Origin of the sequence: Blastococcus tunisiensis, assembly GCF_900112815.1 — a bacterium.
Classification (GTDB): Bacteria; Actinomycetota; Actinomycetes; order Mycobacteriales; family Geodermatophilaceae; genus Blastococcus_B; species Blastococcus_B tunisiensis.
The window spans coordinates 303,540-319,279 of the sequence record NZ_FOND01000001.1 but is presented as its reverse complement, the minus strand read 5'-3'; the positions used below and the strand labels follow the sequence as shown (position 1 = coordinate 319,279).

Below are 15,740 nucleotides of genomic sequence, written 5' to 3'. Positions count from 1 at the left end.
CGGGAGCTTCCTCACCCGGCGGGGATGAGCAGGGCCAGCACGGTGAGGAGCAGCCCGGTGCCCGCCATGAGGACGACGTCCACCGGCCGGCTGCGCACCGCCAGGAAGCCCACCCGCCGCACCGGGAGGACGGCGCGCAGGAGCCCCGCACCCACGAGCGCGGCGCCCACCACGGCCAGCCCCTGCCGCCAGTGCCCGACGCCGACCATCAGCAGGCCCGCCCCGACGACGCCGAGGACCGCCAGCAGGGGCAGCTGGCGCAGCAGCCCGGCGAGGAACGGCCGCCGGACGTAGAGCGGTGGACGCGTCACGGCCCGGCGCACCGCGCCGTCGCCTGACCGCCGGGAGTCGTCGCGGGCACGCGGACAGTCTGCCCGAGCGGCCCCGGGACCGGCCGCGCGGTCCTAGGCTCAGGGCGCAGCGGACACTCCCCCGCGCTCGCCGATCGCCGGAGGTACGCAGATGAGCCAGCCCGAGAACGAGCGGACCGGGGCGACCGCCTACGGGGGTACGCCGGCCCCCGAGCACACCACCACGCCTCAGTACTCCGACCGGCCGGTCGGCATCCGCGGTCCGGAGAGCCTCGGTGGACTGCTGCTGATCCTCGCCGGGATCGCGGCCGGCCTCAGCCTGCTCATGGACTGGCTGACCGACGACGACATCTCCGGCTGGGGCCTGGTCCGCAACGGCTTCGACGACCTGGGGAACATCTTCGACGACGGGCTGTGGCAGCCGCTGGCAGTCGTGCTGGGCGGCGGGGTCCTCTTCGTCCTCGGGATCCTCATGTGGCTGCCGATGCGCTCGCACCGCTTCTTCGGGCTGCTGGCCCTGCTGGTCAGCCTGGTGGTGACGGCGGCGGTGCTCGTCCCCCTCCAGGACGCCGACTGGGACTTCGGCTTCTTCGGGCCGGGTTTCTACTGCGCGATCATCGTCGCGGTCCTCGGGCTGCTGGGGAGCCTCAAGGCCATCCTCACCGGCAAGAAGCACCCGCGCTAGCTCGCCACGACGGCGCCGTGGGCGGCGGCGAACTGGACGGCCTGGGCGAGGTCGATCCGGACGTCGGTGAGCTCGAAGGCCTGCCAGTTGAACCCGTCCGTCGACGCGCCGCGCAGATCGGCGCCGCGCAGCTTCGCGCCCTGCAGCCGGACCCGCGCCAGGTCGGCGTGCGTGAGGTCGGCGCCGCGCAGGTCGGCGTCGGTGAGGTCGGCCTCGCGCAGCCGCTGCCCGGAGAGGTCCAGCGCGGAGAGGTCCGCCCCCCGCAGGGAGACGTAGCTCCAGTCGCACTCGGTCGCCGTCATCGGCCGCAGCTGCGCCCCCGGGAACTGCGAGCCGGTCAGCTTGCAGCCGTCCCACGTGACGTCGATCAGCTTGGCCCGGTCGAAGCGGCAGGAGAGGAACGCCGACCCCAGGTGCCGGGAGCCGCCCATCCGCACCCCGGTGAGCGCGCACTGGTCGAAGACGCAGCGCCGGGTGACCAGCTCCTCCAGCCCGGCGTCGTCGAACCGGCACCGGGTGAAGGTGACGCCGTCGAGCTCGGCGCCCCACCAGTCGACGCGGGCGAAGTCCGCCCCCTCGAGCTCCGCACCGGCCTGGGGAGGACCGACCTGCGGGCGGGACGAGTACCGCGGGCTCAATGGGCGAAGTGGCGGGTGCCGGTCAGGTAGAGCGGCACGCCGGCGGCGGCCGCGGCGGCGACCACCTCCTCGTCCCGCAGCGAGCCACCGGGCTGGACGACCGCGCGCACCCCGGCGTCCAGCAGCACCTGCAGCCCGTCGGCGAAGGGGAAGAACGCGTCGGAGGCCGCGACCGACCCGGCCGCCCGCTCCCCCGCCCGCGACACGGCGAGCCGGGCGGAGTCCACCCGGTTGACCTGGCCCATGCCGACGCCGACGGTGGCCCGGTCGTGGGCCAGCAGGATCGCGTTGCTCTTCACGGCGCGGACCGCCCGCCAGGCGAACACCAGGTCGTCGAGCCCGGCGGCGTCCAGCGGCTCACCGGTGGCCAGCGTCCACGTCGTGGGGTCGTCGCCGGGGGCGTCGAGGCGGTCGACGACCTGCAGGAGCAGTCCGCCGCTGATCGGGCGCATCTCGGCCCCCGCGGCGGGGAGGTGCGGCAGCCGCAGCAGCCGGAGGTTCTTCTTCCCGGTCAGGACGGCGAGTGCGTCGTCGGTGAACGACGGGGCGACGATCACCTCGGTGAAGACGTCGGCGACCTGCTCGGCCATCGTGAGGTCGACCTCCCGGTTGGCCGCGATCACGCCGCCGAACGCCGAGAGGGGGTCGCAGGCGTGCGCCTTGCGGTGCGCCGAGGCGATGTCGGGCCCGACGGCGATGCCGCACGGGTTGGCGTGCTTGATGATCGCGACGCAGGGGTCGGCGTGGTCGTGGGCGGCCCGCCAGGCGGCGTCGGTGTCCACGTAGTTGTTGTAGGACATCTCCTTGCCGTGCAGCTGCTCGGCGTGCGCCAGGCCCGGCTGCACGCCGCGGTACAGCGCCGCGCTCTGGTGCGGGTTCTCGCCGTAGCGCAGGACGTCGGCCCGCTCCCAGCTCGCACCGGCCCAGGCCGGGAAGCCGCTGTCGTCGTCCGGCGCCACGACGTTGCCCAGCCAGGAGGCGACGGCGATGTCGTAGGAGGCGGTGTGCCGGAACGCCGCCGCGGCCAGCCGCCGGCGCTCGGCCAGCGTGAAGCCGCCCTCGGCGACCGCGGTGAGGACGTCGCCGTAACGGGCCGGGTCGACGACGACGGCGACGGACGGGTGGTTCTTCGCCGCCGCCCGCACCATGGCCGGCCCGCCGATGTCGATCTGCTCGACGCACTCGTCGGAGCTCGCCCCGGAGGCGACCGTCTCGGTGAAGGGGTAGAGGTTGACGACCACCAGGTCGAACGGCGCGATCCCCAGCTCCTCCAGCTGGGCGACGTGCTCGGGCCGGCGCCGGTCGGCGAGGATCCCGGCGTGGACGGCCGGGTGCAGGGTCTTCACCCGGCCGTCCAGGCACTCGGGGAAGCCGGTCACCTGCTCGACCGGGGTCACCGGGATGCCGGCTTCGGCGATCCGCCGGGCGGTCGCCCCGGTGCTGACCAGCTCGACGCCGGCCGCGGCCAGCCCCGCGGCCAGCTCCTCGACGCCCGCCTTGTCGTAGACGCCCAGCAGGGCCCGGCGGATGGGGGTGCGGTCACTCATCGGTCGCTCTTCCTCGTTCCTCGCGGTGCCGTTCCGGTGGGCGTGACCAGCGCGGCCACCGTCTCCACCAGGAGCTCGCGCTCCACCTGCTTGATCCGCTCGTGCAGCCGAGCCTCGTCGTCGCCCGGGTGGACGGCGACCTCGCGCTGGGCGAGCACCGGGCCGCTGTCGAGACCGGCGTCCACCAGGTGCACGGTCGCACCCGTCACCGGCACCCCGGCCGCCAGGGCGTCGCGGACGGCGTGCGCCCCGGGGAAGGCCGGCAGCAGGGCCGGGTGGGTGTTGATCAGCCGACCGCCGAAGGCGTCCAGCACGGCCGGCCCGACCAGCTTCATGAACCCGGCGGACACGACCAGCTCGGGGTCGTGGCCGGCCAGCGCGCCGGCCAGGGCACGGTCCCAGGCGCCGCGGTCCGGGTGCTCGGCGAGCGGGCAGGTGAACGTGGGGATGCCCCGCCGTCTCGCGTGCGCCAGCCCGTCGGCCTCCCGGTCGCTGCCGACCACGACGACCTCGGCCGGATAGCCGGGGTCGTCGGTCGCGGCCAGCAGTGCCGCGCAGAGCGAACCGGTCCCGGACAGCAGGACGGCGACACGGGCCCGCGGGACGGGTCCGGCTGCGTCCTCCGTCCCGCCCGCAGCCACGCCCACGACCCTATAAGGACCGCGCGGCGGACCTCCTCCTCCCCACCGCGGCCGAACCCGGGAGGGCTCCCGGGGCCGTCTCAGCCGAGGGCGCGCCAGCGGCTGACCGCGGCACCGACGGCGGCCGCGATCGCCGCCTGCGCCGCGATCGCGACGGCGGTGGCGATCGGCGGGGCGCCCACCTCGGCCAGGGCACCGTCCCCCAGGGATCCGCCGGCCAGCCAGACCAGGAGGCCGGCCGCCACCCCCAGCAGCCCGCCGGTGAGGATGCCGGTGAGCCCGGCGACCACCGAGCCGCCGGCGTCGTCCCGCAGCCAGCGCGCCATGGTGAGGCCGGCGACGAGCCCGGCCAGGGCGGGCACGGCCTGCGACGCGAAGGCGATCAGGGGGACCGCCTGGGTGTCCGGCAGGGCGGCCAGCAGGGGCAGCGCGGGGACCGCGTCCAGGGTCACCCCGTGCACGGACACCAGGGTGCCGGAGCCGACGTGGAAGCCGGGCCCCGCGGCCAGGCCCAGCACCGCGGCGGCGGCATTGGGCAGCAGGACCAACTCGAGGCCGAGGAGCCCGACCGCGCCGGCCCCCGCCCCGCCCAGCGATCCGGCCAGCGCGGCATGGCCACCGGCGTCGGAGACCACGGCGACGGCGACCACGACGGTGCACAGCCCGAGCGCCGTCAGCAGGCCCGCGAGGACCCCGCGGAGCACCGCCCGCGCCGGTCCCCGGTCCAGGACGTCGTCGAGCAGGCCGGATTCCCGGAGCACGCCCCACCCGGCGGCGAGCACGGCGAGCACCGTGGCCCCCAGCGCCGTCCGGATGAGCCCGACGCGCGCCTCCGGGGCGTCGACCACGAGCGCCAGTCCCAGCACGAGCAGCACGTGCACGCCGGCGACGACGCCGACCGTCCGGACGGCGTCCCGCGGGCTCACCGGGGCGCGGAGCCGGGCGATTCCGCGGCCGGCCTGCGACAGCCCCCAGGCCAGGCCCAGGGTGAGCAGCAGCGGCGCGAGGACCAGGGGGCCGGAGGCCAGGCGGAGCTCTCCACCCTGCGCGAGCAGCAGCAGCCGCCCGGCCAGGACGACGGAGTCGCCGACGGACTGGCCACCGGCGGGGTCGAGGGTCTGGACGACGACGAGGGCGAGCGCCAGCCCGGCGAGCGCGGCAGCGCTGACGGCGACGGACGCCGCCGCGGCCAGGCCGGCGAGCGGGAGTGCGGCCAGGTGGTTGCCCCGGGGCAGACGGGCGAGCAGGGAGACCACGTCACCACTGTCCCAAGGAGCGGCCGGGGACCGAGCCGCACGCGCCGAGGTCCCGAGCGATATCGGGGCGCCCCGGCGTGGGCGTCAGGGAGTGGACCGCCCGTCGGGACCCGGCGTGCCCGTGCCCTCACCCGACGCGGTCGACCCACCCGGGGGCGCCGGAGGGCTGGGCGCCGTAGGACTGGGTGGCGGCGGCTGGTGTCCGTACGGCTGGACGGGCTGCCCCTGGACGGGCCCGCCGGGCCCGTAGGGCGACTGCGGATAGGCCTGCCCGAAGCCCTGCGCCGGCGGGCCGGGCCACGGCGCGGTGGTCGACGGGCGCGTCGCCGGCGCGGCACGGACCTCCGCCGTCAGCGCCAGCACGGCGACCACGAGGAGCGCCGTCGCCGTCAGGAGACCGAGCAGCGGCCAGACGGAGAATCCGGCGTCCAGCGCGTCCAGCCAGGCGAAGAGGGTGAACAGCCAGCCCAGCCCCACCAGGCCCACCGTGATCCACGACCGCGGGAAACCCACGGTCATGTCCACGAAGGCCGGCAGGAGCGCCCACGCGGTCGCCAGGAGGAACAGCACGAAGGCCGACGTCACCTGGCCGAGCTCCCAGCCGCTGAGCTGGATGCCGAAGAACTCGTCACCGAAGCTGAGCCACGGGAAGAAGGCCAGCACGAAGAACAGCAGCGTGCCGCCCGGCAGGGCGTAGTCGGCCGGCTTCAGCCGCGAGAGATCGAAGGAGAAGGACGCCGGAGGGTGGGCCGGCCGCGCGTACGGGTGCGGGCCCTGGCCGTAGGCGGGCGGCCCGTAGCCGGTGGGCCCGTAGCCGCCCGGGTATCCCTGCGGCGGCCCGTAGCCGGGCGGGGCGCCGTACCCCGGCGGAGGCCCGTAGCCGGGCGGCGGCTGCTGCCCGTAGCCGGGGGGCGGCCCGTAGCCGGGCGGTGGCCCGTACCCCGGCGGTGGTCCGTACCCCGGCGGAGACCCGTACCCCGGCGGAGACCCGTACGCCGGCGTGGACCCGAAACCCGGCGGAGGCCCGTAGCCGGGCGGCTGCTGCTGCCCGTAGCCGGGCGACGGCTGCTGTCCGTAGCCGGGCGGCGGCTGCTGCCCGGACCGGTCCCCGGCGTCGTACGCGCGCGGCGGACCCGAGGGGGGCTGCTGGCCGGAGGGCGCCTGCTCCCGCTCCGGCTGCCCACCCGGAGGGGGCTCGGGCGGCTGGCTGGCGGTCATCGCAGGGCTCTCCTCGCTGGTGATCGGGGGTGCGGCGACGGCGCCGCGCGTCGTCGGAGCGCGATCTTCGCAGGGCGGCCGAGACACCGCTGCCCGGCGCCCCGGGAGGGGGACACCGGGCAGCGCGGCCCCCTCCCAGGGAACCACCCCCGAGCGGGGGCCGGGAGGAGGTATGCCTAGCCGACGATCTCGCGCATGAGCCGGGCGGTCTCCGACGGCGTCTTGCCCACGCGCACACCGGCGGCCTCGAGGGCCTCCTTCTTGGCCTGTGCGGTGCCGGCCGAGCCGGAGACGATGGCGCCGGCGTGGCCCATCGTCTTGCCCTCGGGCGCGGTGAAGCCGGCGACGTAGCCGACCACGGGCTTGGTGACGTTGGCCTTGACGAAGTCGGCGGCGCGCTCCTCCGCGTCACCACCGATCTCGCCGATCATCACGATGGCCTCGGTCTCCGGGTCGTCCTGGAACGCCTGGAGGCAGTCGATGTGCGTGGTGCCGATGACCGGGTCCCCACCGATGCCGACGGCGGTGGAGAAACCGATGTCCCGGAGCTCGTACATCATCTGGTAGGTCAGGGTGCCGGACTTGCTGACCAGCCCGATCTTCCCGCCCTGGGTGATGTTGGCCGGGATGATGCCGGCGTTCGAGCGCCCGGGGCTGATCAGCCCGGGACAGTTCGGCCCGATGATGCGGGTCGAGCTGCCCTGGGCGTGCGCCCAGAAGTAGGTCGAGTCGTGCACCGGGATGCCCTCGGTGATGACGACGGCGAGGCCGATGCCCGCGTCCACGGCCTCGATGACGGCGGCCTTGGCGAACGGCGGCGGCACGAAGATGACGCTGACGTCGGCGCCGGTCTCCTTCATGGCCTCGGCGACGCCACCGAAGACCGGGACGCCGGTGCCGTCGAAGTCGACGCTGGTCCCGGCCTTGCGGGGGTTCACGCCGCCGACGATGGCGGTTCCGGAGGCGAGCATGCGCGATGTGTGCTTGCTGCCCTCGGAGCCGGTCATGCCCTGGACGATGACCTTGCTGTTCTCGTTGAGGAAGATCGACATCTGCTGTGTCCTAGTCCGGAGTCGGGGCGATCAGGCGGCGAGTTCGGCGGCCCGGCGCGCGGCGCCGTCCATCGTGTCGACCACGGTCACCAGGGGGTGGTTGGCCTCGGCGAGGATCCGCCGGCCCTCCTCGACGTTGTTGCCGTCGAGCCGGACGACCAGCGGCTTGGTCGCCTCGTCGCCCAGGATGCCGAGGGCGGAGACGATCCCGTTCGCGACGGCGTCGCAGGAGGTGATCCCGCCGAAGACGTTGACGAACACGCTCTTGACCGCCGGGTCGGAGAGGATGATCTCCAGGCCGTTGGCCATCACCTCGGCCGAGGCGCCGCCGCCGATGTCGAGGAAGTTCGCCGGCTTGACGCCGCCGAACTCCTCACCGGCGTAGGCGACGACGTCGAGGGTGCTCATGACCAGGCCGGCACCGTTGCCGATGATGCCGACCTCGCCCTCGAGCTTCACGTAGTTGAGGTTCTTCTCCTTGGCCCGCGCCTCGAGCGGGTCGGCGGCGGCGGCGTCCTCGAGGGCGGCGTGCTCGGTCTGCCGGAAGTCGGCGTTGGCGTCGAGGGTCACCTTCGCGTCGAGCGCCAGCACCGTGCCGTCGGGAGCCTTGGCCAGCGGGTTGATCTCGACCAGGGTGGCGTCCTCCTTCGAGAACACGTCCCAGAGCCGGACGGCGATCGCGATCACCTGGTCGCGGACGTCGGCCGGAAAGCCTGCCGCGTCCACGATCTCGGCGGCCTTGGCCTCGTCGACGCCCTTGGAGGCGTCGACCGGGATGCGGGCCAGCGCCTCCGGGCGCTCGACCGCGAGCTGCTCGATCTCCATGCCGCCCTCCTTCGAGGCCATGGCCAGGAAGGTGCGGTTGGACCGGTCGAGCAGGTAGGAGAAGTAGTACTCCTCGGCGATGTCGCTGGCCTGGGCCACCATCACCTTGTGCGTGATGTGCCCCTTGATGTCCAGCCCGAGGATGTCCTGGGCGCGGGCCCGGGCGTCCTCGGGGTTGTCGGCCAGCTTCACACCGCCGGCCTTGCCGCGGCCGCCGACCTTCACCTGCGCCTTGACGACGACGGGCTGGGCGATCTCACGGGCGATCGCCTCCGCCTCCTCCGGCGTCTCGGCGACGCCTCCAGGGAGCACGGGCACGCCGTGCGAGGCCAACAGGTCACGGGCCTGGTACTCGAAGAGATCCACGATCAGGCACCGTAGCCCGCCCGTAACCCGGCCGCCCCCTCGGGCGGGGCAGCGAGCCGGACGTCGTGGGGGGCATCACACGCCGTGTCACCCGTTCGCTGCAGGTCGGGGCGCCGACGCCGGGGGAAACGTCAGGCGGGTGCGCCCACGTGCTGCTGGACCCAGTCGACGATGTCGGTGGTGGTGGCCCCGGGGGTGAAAATCCGGCCGACCCCCAGCCGCTCGAGCTCGGGGAGGTCCTCGTCGGGGATGATCCCGCCGCCGAAGACGACGACGTCGTCGATGCCCCGCGCGTCCAGCAGCTCGCGCAGCCGGGCGAAGAGGGTCATGTGGGCACCGGAGAGCACGGACAGGCCGACGGCGTCGGCGTCCTCCTGGACCACCGTCTCGACGATCTGCTCCGGCGTCTGGTGCAGACCGGTGTAGACCACCTCCATCCCGGCGTCGCGCAGCGCGCGCGCCACGATCTTGGCGCCGCGGTCGTGCCCGTCGAGGCCCGGTTTGGCGATGACCACCCGGATGCGTTCGTCCACGAGGCGCAGCCTAGTGACAGAACGCCCCGGCACCCACCCGTCCACGGGCGCGCTCGGTGTGGACCCGCACCGGGGTCGGTCAGCCGACGCCGCGCCGCAGCCGCCAGGCGAGCACGGTGAGCCCCGCGTACGCCAGCCCGGCGAGGAGCAGTCCCGCTCCCGGGACGGTCCAGTCCAGCTCGTCGGAGGCGACCGCGTCCCGCAGGCCCGCGAGCGCGAGGCCCAGGACGGTGGCGGTCAGCGCGAGCAGCCCGCCGACGACGGCGAGCCGGGGGCGCAGCGAGGGCGCGACGACCGAGCAGAGGACCACCGCGCCGGCGAGCAGCAGCCCGCCCATGAGCGCCAGACCGGGCCGCTCGAGCAGCGCCTGCGGCCCCTCCTGGGTCACCACCACCTCCAGCCCCGTCGTGGGGTCGACGACCAGCTGGTCCGGGACGTCGGCGGCCGGGAGGGCGAGGCACAGGACGGCCCCGACGCCCAGCAGGACGGCGGCCCCGGCGAGACCGGAGCGGACGGCGTCGAGCCTGCCGCCGTCGTCCATGACGGTCCGCCCCCACACCCGGACGGCGGCGGCGCCGGCGAGGACCGTGAGCCCGAGGGCCACGAGGCCGAGGACCCAGCCGGGCGCCGGTTGCACGGCGCTGGTGAGCACCCGTTCCCCGGCGAGGACCTCCACCGCGGGCCGGGAGGTGGAACTGCTGCCGCGGTAGATCTCGATGAGCAACTGGCCGACGGCGAGCGCCCCCGCCACGCCGGCGTAGGCGAGACCGAACTTCGGCACCGATCCACGGAGCAGGCCCACGCCGACCACGAGGTGGACGGCCGGGACCAGCAGGGCGACCAGCGCGCTGCCGACCCCCTGGGCCATGGACAGCTCCCGGCCGTCCACGACGAGGTAGGCCGGGAACGCTGCGGCGGCACCGGCGAGGGCCGCCAGCACGAGCAGCACCCCGGTGCCGCGCGCGCCCCGCGGGACCGGGCCGACGACCAGCCCCTCCCCCGGCATCGGTGCGCGCGTCTCGGCCGGCCGTGCCGACGGCGCCGTCCGCACGGCAGCACGGCGTGCGGACGGCGTTCCGCGGCGGCTGGTCGGCCCCGTTCGGGCGTCGCGGGACACAGCTCCCCCTTCGTTGCCGGATGCGCCGGCGTCGGTCCCAGTCTGCGGCCGCGGCCGACGGCCGGGTGCCTCCGGGTGGCCGCGAGCCGGTCACGAACCGGACTCGATCCGCCGGAACCCCCGCGCTGCGTGTGACGCGCACCACACGGGCGCATTACCGTGGTGTCAACGGCCACATAGCCATGCGCCCGCCGGCCCAACCCGCGCGCCGAGGCGGAGACGGTCGGGAGGTGGGTCGTGCGGCTGGCGGACGACTCCGCGCCGGGTACGGAGCCGGGGAGCGTGCTGCGCACGCTGTGCTCACGGACGGCGCTGACCGGCGGTCTCACCGAGCTCGCCTGGGTGGGGGCGCACCTGCTCATGTACCCCCTCGGCACCCGCGTGCCGGCACTGCGGCCCGATCCGCGCCGGCGTCCGGGGCAGCAGCCACCGGCTGCGCGGGCACTGTTCGCCGCCGACCCGCTGGCCGCCCGCATCCCGGTCCTCCTGGTCCACGGCCTGGTGGACAACCGCTCGGTCTTCTCCGTGATGCAGCGCAGCCTGCGGCGACGGGGGTTCGCCCACGTGTGCACCTGGAACTACAGCCCCCTCCTGACCGACGTCGCCCGCGGGGCGGCCGCCCTGGGCCGGCAGGTCGAGCGGATCTGCGAGCAGACCGGCTACGAGCGGGTGCACGTCGTCGGGCACAGCCTCGGCGGGCTGATCGCCCGCTTCCACGTGCAGCGGCAGGGCGGGGACCGGCGGATCGAGTCGCTGGTCACCCTCGGGACGCCGCACGAGGGATCGGTGCTCGCCCACGTCGCCCCCACGCCGCTGATCCGCCAGCTGCGGCCCGGGTCGGCCGTGCTGCGCGCCCTCTCCCAGCCCTCGCCCGCCTGCGCGACGACCGTCACCGCGATCTACAGCGACCTCGACCAGGTCGTGCTTCCGACGCGGTCGGGCCGCTGCGACCACCCCGATCTCGCCGCCCGCAACGTCCTGGTGCGCGGGGTCGGCCACATGAGCCTCCCGCGGCACCGGCAGGTCGTGGACGAGGTGGCCGTGACGCTGGCCGGGCGCCGCGCCGCCGCACCCCGTGCCGCCGGCCGCAGCGCCGTCGCCTGAGCCCGGGCCCCACCACCCCGCTCCGAACGCCGGCCCTCGACCCGTTCGGTCACACGGCGCACACGGCGCGACACGTACTGCGCGGTGCTTTGCGGTGTCCTGACGCATCGTTACGGTTCGATCACGGCACCGGTGACCGCCGGTCGGACGACGCCCCGTCGTCCCCCGCCGCCGCCGCTCCCCCGGCGGGCCGCTCCGCGGTCCGGCAGGGCAGCGCTCACCCGGAAGGTGCGCCATGGCCCGCAGCAGTGCACCGCAGGTGCTCGAGCGGTCCGGGACCGAGCGCGACACCGCCTCCCTGGGCGCTCCCCTCGTCGACGTCGCGCCACGGATCGACCCGGCCGCCGTGCTGCGCCCGCGCACCGCCCGCGACGCCTCGGACACCCCCGTGGTTCCCGAGCCGGCTGCCACCGGGACGAGCACGGAGGAGGACGCCGCCGTCCCGGCGTCCCGGACCCGCCGCCTCCCCCAGCCCCCCGGCCGGCGGGCGCACCTCTGGCTCGCCGCCCTCATCGCCGGGGCCCTCATCGCCGCGATCCCGAGCTTCACCGGACCGTCCGAGGAGCTCACCGGCACCGCCTCCGACTACGGCCTCGGGGTCGCCGCCGACCTGGCCCTCGGCGGCATCGACGACGCCGGGGTGCGGCGCAGCATCACCGAGGCGGAGGCGCAGGCCCGGCTCGGCGAACTCGCCGCCTCGCGTGCCGCGCGCGCCCCGAAGACGGTCCTGCCCACCCAGGGCCGGCTCACCACCTGCTACTGCATGCGCTGGGGCCAGATGCACTACGGCCTGGACCTCGCCGCCCCGCTCGGCACCCCGATCTACTCGGCCGCCGACGGCGTGGTCATCAAGGCCGGCCGGGTCGCCGGCTTCGGCAACGCCGTCTACGTCCAGGACGCCGACGGCAACGTGCACATCTACGGGCACATGCGCTACTACGACGTCCGGGCCGGCGACCTGGTGCACGCCGGTGACCAGATCGCGAAGGTCGGCAACGAGGGCTTCTCGACCGGGCCGCACCTGCACTACGAGATCCACCGCGGCGACATCGACGGCCGCCCGCTCGACCCCCAGGACTGGCTCGCCGAGCGCGGCGTCCACCTCTGACCGCCGTCAGCCGGGTCGCGCCCGCCGGGTTCCGCCGGTGATGGACAGGAGGGCGGGACGGCCGGGACGATGCTGCCCGTGACGACCGTGGACGAGGTGATGGCCGAGCTGGCCGCACTGGCGGACCCGAGGGCACGCGAGGTCAACGAGAAGCACGGGGACGACCACGGGGTGAACCTCGGGCAGCTCCGTGCGCTGGCCAAGCGGTTGAGGACGCAGCAGGAGCTCGCGTCCCGGCTCTGGGAGACCGGCGACACCGCGGCGAGGCTGCTGGCGACCCTCGTCTGCCGCCCGAAGGCGTTCGAGCGCGACGAGCTAGACGCCATGGTGCGCGGCGCACGCACCCCCAAGGTGCACGACTGGCTCGTGAACTACGTGGTGAAGAAGAGCCCGCACGCCGAGGAGCTGCGCGTCGCCTGGCTCGCCGATCGCGATCCGGTGGTCGCGAGCGCCGGCTGGGCGCTGACCAGCGAACGGGTGCGGAAGAAGCCCGAGGGGCTCGACCTCCCCGGGCTGCTCGACGTCATCGAGGCGGAGATGACGGGCGCCCCCGACCGCCTGCAGTGGGCGATGAACGAGTGCCTGGCGCACATCGGGATCGAGCACGCCGAGCACCGCGCCCGCGCGATCGACATCGGGGAGCGCCTGCGGGTCCTCGAGGACTACCCCACGTCGCCGGGGTGCACCTCTCCGTTCGTCCCCGTCTGGATCGGCGAGATGGTGCGCCGACAGCACGCCACGGCGGCCGCGGGGTCCCTCAGAGATTGACGAGCGGGGCTCAGAGCTTGACCAGGGGTGCGTAGCGCAGCACCAGGCGCTTGGTGCCGCCGGAGCCGAAGTCGACCGTCGCCTGGGCCTTGTCGCCGATCCCGGTGATCTCGACGACGGTGCCGAGACCGAACGCGTCGTGGCTGACCCGGTCCCCGACGTCCACCGAGATGACCGGCCGGTTGCCCGCACCACCGCGCAGCCCGCCCGTGGACAGCCCCGTCGCGGCCACCCGCGACTGCGCCGAGGAGAAACCGGTGGACGCCGGCGCCGGCTCGAGCCGGGCCCAGTGCACCGTCTCCGGCGGGATCTCGTCGAGGAACCGCGACGGCGGGTTGTAGGACGGCTGCCCCCAGCTGGTCCGCACCTGCGCCCGGGAGAGGAAGAGCCGCTGCTGGGCGCGGGTGATGCCCACGTAGGCCAGCCGCCGCTCCTCCTCCAGCTCGCGCGGGTCGCCGAGCGCACGCAGGTGCGGGAAGACGCCGTCCTCCAGCGCCGTCAGGAACACGACCGGGAACTCCAGGCCCTTCGCCGTGTGCAGCGTCATCATCGTGACCACGCCGGCGTCGTCACCCGTCACCGGGATCTGGTCCGCGTCGGCCACCAGGGACACCTGCTCCAGGAAGTCGGTGACCGTCCCGTCGGGGGTGGCGGCCTCGAACTCGGCGGCCACGGAGATGAGTTCGTTGAGGTTGTCGACCCGGCCCTCGTCCTGCGGGTCGGTGCTCGCCTGCAGCTCGGCCAGGTAGCCGGTGCGGTCCAGGATGCTCTCAAGCAGGGCGGCGGGCCCGGAGCCGGTCTCGACCAGCTGCTCGAACTCCTCCAGCAGCGCGACGAACTCCTGGATCGACTTCAGCGAGCGGGTGGCGAGCTCGCCCACCTCCGAGCAGCGCCGCAGCGCCGTGGCGAACGGGATCCGCTCGCGGTCGGCGAAGTTCTCGATGCACGCCTCGGCCCGGTCACCGATGCCGCGCTTGGGGGTGTTGATCACCCGGCGCAGGCTCACGATGTCGGTCGGGTTGGCCACGACCTTCAGGTAGGCCAGCGCGTCGCGGACCTCCTTGCGCTCGTAGAAGCGCACCCCGCCGACGACCTTGTAGGGCATGCCGACGCGGATGAAGACCTCTTCGAACACGCGGGAGGCGTTGTTCGTCCGGTAGAAGACCGCGATGTCCTTCGGCTGCGCGGCGCCCTCGTCGACCAGCGCGTCGATCTGCTCGGCCACCCAGGCGGCCTCGTCGTGCTCGTTGTCGGCGACGTAGCCCTCGATCAGCTCGCCGTCGCCGGAGTCGGTCCACAGGTTCTTCGGACGACGGCCGGTGTTGCGCGAGATGACCTGGTTGGCGGCCTTGAGGATCCGCTGGGTGGAGCGGTAGTTCTGCTCCAGCAGGATCGTGGTGGCCTGCGGGTAGTCGCGGTCGAACTCGTCGATGTTGCGGATGGTGGCGCCGCGGAACGCGTAGATCGACTGGTCGGCGTCGCCGACGACGCAGAGCTCGGCCATCGGCACGGGGCCCTCACCGGTGCCCACCAGCTCCCGGACCAGCATGTACTGGGCGTGGTTGGTGTCCTGGTACTCGTCCACCAGGACGTGCCGGAAGCGGCGCCGGTAGTGCTCGGCGACGTCCGGGAACGCCTGCAGCAGGTGGACGGTGTTCATGATCAGGTCGTCGAAGTCCATCGCGTGCGCCTGGCGCAGCCGCTGCTGGTAGAGCCGGTAGACCTCGGCCAGCACCTTCTCCGGCGCCGTCTGCGGCACGTAGCCCTCGTCGTCGACCAGTTCGTTCTTCAGGTTCGACACCTGCGCCGCGAGGCTGCGGCCCGGGTAGCGCTTGGCGTCGAGGTCGAGATCGCGGGCGACCATCGTCATCAGCCGGACCGAGTCGCCCTGGTCGTAGATCGTGAACGAGGACTTCAGACCGAGCTTCGCGGCCTCGGCGCGCAGGATCCGCACGCACATGGAGTGGAACGTCGAGACCCACATCGCCCGGGCGCGGGGCCCGACGAGGTGCGCCACCCGCTCCTTCATCTCACCGGCGGCCTTGTTGGTGAAGGTGATCGCGAGGATCTCCCCCGGCTGCGTGTTCCGGGCGCCGAGCAGGTAGGCGATGCGGTGCGCCAGCACGCGGGTCTTGCCCGAGCCGGCACCGGCGACGATGAGCAGCGGCCCGCCCTCGTGGACCACGGCCTGGCGCTGCGGGCCGTTCAGCCCGGCGAGCATCCGCTCGAGCTCGCGCCCGACGGAGCCCTTGCCGCTGCGCTGGAGCGCCTCGGTTCCGGGCAGGGACTGCTGCGGCCCCGACAGGGCTTCCTGGACGCTGCTCATGTCCTGACCACTGTAAGCCGGACGGGGGACGCCGCCCGCCGCCGTCCACCGTCCGCCACACCCGTCCCGGACCGCGTCCTGGCCGTCCGGTCGGGGCTGTGGCAGACTCCGGACCGTGCTCGCCACGGTCAGCTTTTTCTACGGTCACCGGGATCCGGTGTCCGTCACCGCTGGCTGAGCACTCCGCCGCAACAGACGCCCCGGGCCCGAAGAGCCCCGGGGCGTTTTCTCGTTCCTGGGGACCC

General features: G+C 74.3%; 15 protein-coding genes. 4 read left to right on the top strand and 11 right to left on the bottom strand.

Annotated elements, in window-relative coordinates:
• Positions 1-11: 11 nt before the first annotated feature.
• The gene (locus BM142_RS01550; protein ID WP_092195196.1) at positions 12-311 is read right to left on the bottom strand and encodes a DUF3017 domain-containing protein; all 300 of its coding nucleotides are present in this window, start codon (positions 309-311) and stop codon (positions 12-14) included.
• A gap of 151 nt (positions 312-462) precedes the next feature.
• On the opposite strand from BM142_RS01550, the gene BM142_RS01545 reads away from it, so the two are divergent.
• Positions 463-996 carry a hypothetical protein gene (locus BM142_RS01545; RefSeq protein WP_092194996.1) on the top strand — a complete coding sequence of 178 codons (534 nt, stop codon included), beginning with the start codon at positions 463-465 and terminating at the stop codon, positions 994-996.
• Here the strand turns inward: BM142_RS01545 and BM142_RS01540 are convergent.
• The 9 genes from BM142_RS01540 to BM142_RS01500 all read right to left on the bottom strand — a co-directional run bounded on the left by BM142_RS01540 (position 993) and on the right by BM142_RS01500 (position 10,078).
• Positions 993-1,634: a pentapeptide repeat-containing protein gene (locus BM142_RS01540; RefSeq protein WP_092194995.1), complete on the bottom strand. Its 642-nt coding sequence runs from the start codon at positions 1,632-1,634 to the stop codon at positions 993-995. The genes BM142_RS01545 and BM142_RS01540 overlap by 4 nt on opposite strands.
• A complete protein-coding gene (purH, locus tag BM142_RS01535; protein ID WP_092194994.1) occupies positions 1,631-3,181 on the bottom strand; it encodes a bifunctional phosphoribosylaminoimidazolecarboxamide formyltransferase/IMP cyclohydrolase in 1,551 nt (516 codons plus the stop codon). Before purH ends, BM142_RS01540 begins: the two co-directional genes overlap by 4 nt.
• Positions 3,178-3,822, bottom strand: coding sequence for a phosphoribosylglycinamide formyltransferase (gene purN / locus BM142_RS01530; protein ID WP_092195195.1), 645 nt, complete (start codon positions 3,820-3,822; stop codon positions 3,178-3,180). Before purN ends, purH begins: the two co-directional genes overlap by 4 nt.
• 80 nt (positions 3,823-3,902) lie before the next feature.
• A complete protein-coding gene (locus tag BM142_RS01525; protein ID WP_092194993.1) occupies positions 3,903-5,078 on the bottom strand; it encodes a cell division protein PerM in 1,176 nt (391 codons plus the stop codon).
• Between the two features lie 84 nt (positions 5,079-5,162).
• Positions 5,163-6,296 carry a hypothetical protein gene (locus BM142_RS01520; RefSeq protein ID WP_092194992.1) on the bottom strand — a complete coding sequence of 378 codons (1,134 nt, stop codon included), beginning with the start codon at positions 6,294-6,296 and terminating at the stop codon, positions 5,163-5,165.
• Positions 6,297-6,472: 176 nt separating this feature from the next.
• Positions 6,473-7,348, bottom strand: coding sequence for a succinate--CoA ligase subunit alpha (gene sucD, locus BM142_RS01515; protein WP_092194991.1), 876 nt, complete (start codon positions 7,346-7,348; stop codon positions 6,473-6,475).
• 30 nt (positions 7,349-7,378) lie between these two features.
• Positions 7,379-8,539: an ADP-forming succinate--CoA ligase subunit beta gene (gene sucC, locus BM142_RS01510; protein ID WP_092194990.1), complete on the bottom strand. Its 1,161-nt coding sequence runs from the start codon at positions 8,537-8,539 to the stop codon at positions 7,379-7,381.
• Positions 8,540-8,670: 131 nt separating this feature from the next.
• A complete protein-coding gene (locus BM142_RS01505; RefSeq protein ID WP_092194989.1) occupies positions 8,671-9,072 on the bottom strand; it encodes a cobalamin B12-binding domain-containing protein in 402 nt (133 codons plus the stop codon).
• Between the two features lie 79 nt (positions 9,073-9,151).
• Positions 9,152-10,078 (bottom strand): hypothetical protein, encoded by a 927-nt coding sequence (locus BM142_RS01500; RefSeq protein ID WP_092195194.1) that lies wholly within the window; start codon positions 10,076-10,078, stop codon positions 9,152-9,154.
• Between the two features lie 348 nt (positions 10,079-10,426).
• Here BM142_RS01500 and BM142_RS01495 point away from each other — a divergent pair, with 348 nt between their 5' ends.
• The 3 genes from BM142_RS01495 (at position 10,427) to BM142_RS01485 (ending at position 13,169) form a co-directional block, all read left to right on the top strand.
• Positions 10,427-11,293, top strand: coding sequence for an esterase/lipase family protein (locus BM142_RS01495; RefSeq protein WP_254790456.1), 867 nt, complete (start codon positions 10,427-10,429; stop codon positions 11,291-11,293).
• A 235-nt stretch (positions 11,294-11,528) separates the two neighbouring features.
• Positions 11,529-12,401 (top strand): M23 family metallopeptidase, encoded by an 873-nt coding sequence (locus tag BM142_RS01490; RefSeq protein ID WP_092194988.1) that lies wholly within the window; start codon positions 11,529-11,531, stop codon positions 12,399-12,401.
• Between the two features lie 78 nt (positions 12,402-12,479).
• Positions 12,480-13,169 (top strand): DNA alkylation repair protein, encoded by a 690-nt coding sequence (locus tag BM142_RS01485; protein ID WP_254790455.1) that lies wholly within the window; start codon positions 12,480-12,482, stop codon positions 13,167-13,169.
• 10 nt (positions 13,170-13,179) lie between these two features.
• Here BM142_RS01485 and pcrA read toward each other — a convergent pair whose 3' ends face one another.
• On the bottom strand, positions 13,180-15,495 hold the full coding sequence (gene pcrA / locus BM142_RS01480; RefSeq protein ID WP_254790454.1) for a DNA helicase PcrA: 2,316 nt from the start codon (positions 15,493-15,495) through the stop codon (positions 13,180-13,182).
• Positions 15,496-15,740 lie beyond the last annotated feature (245 nt).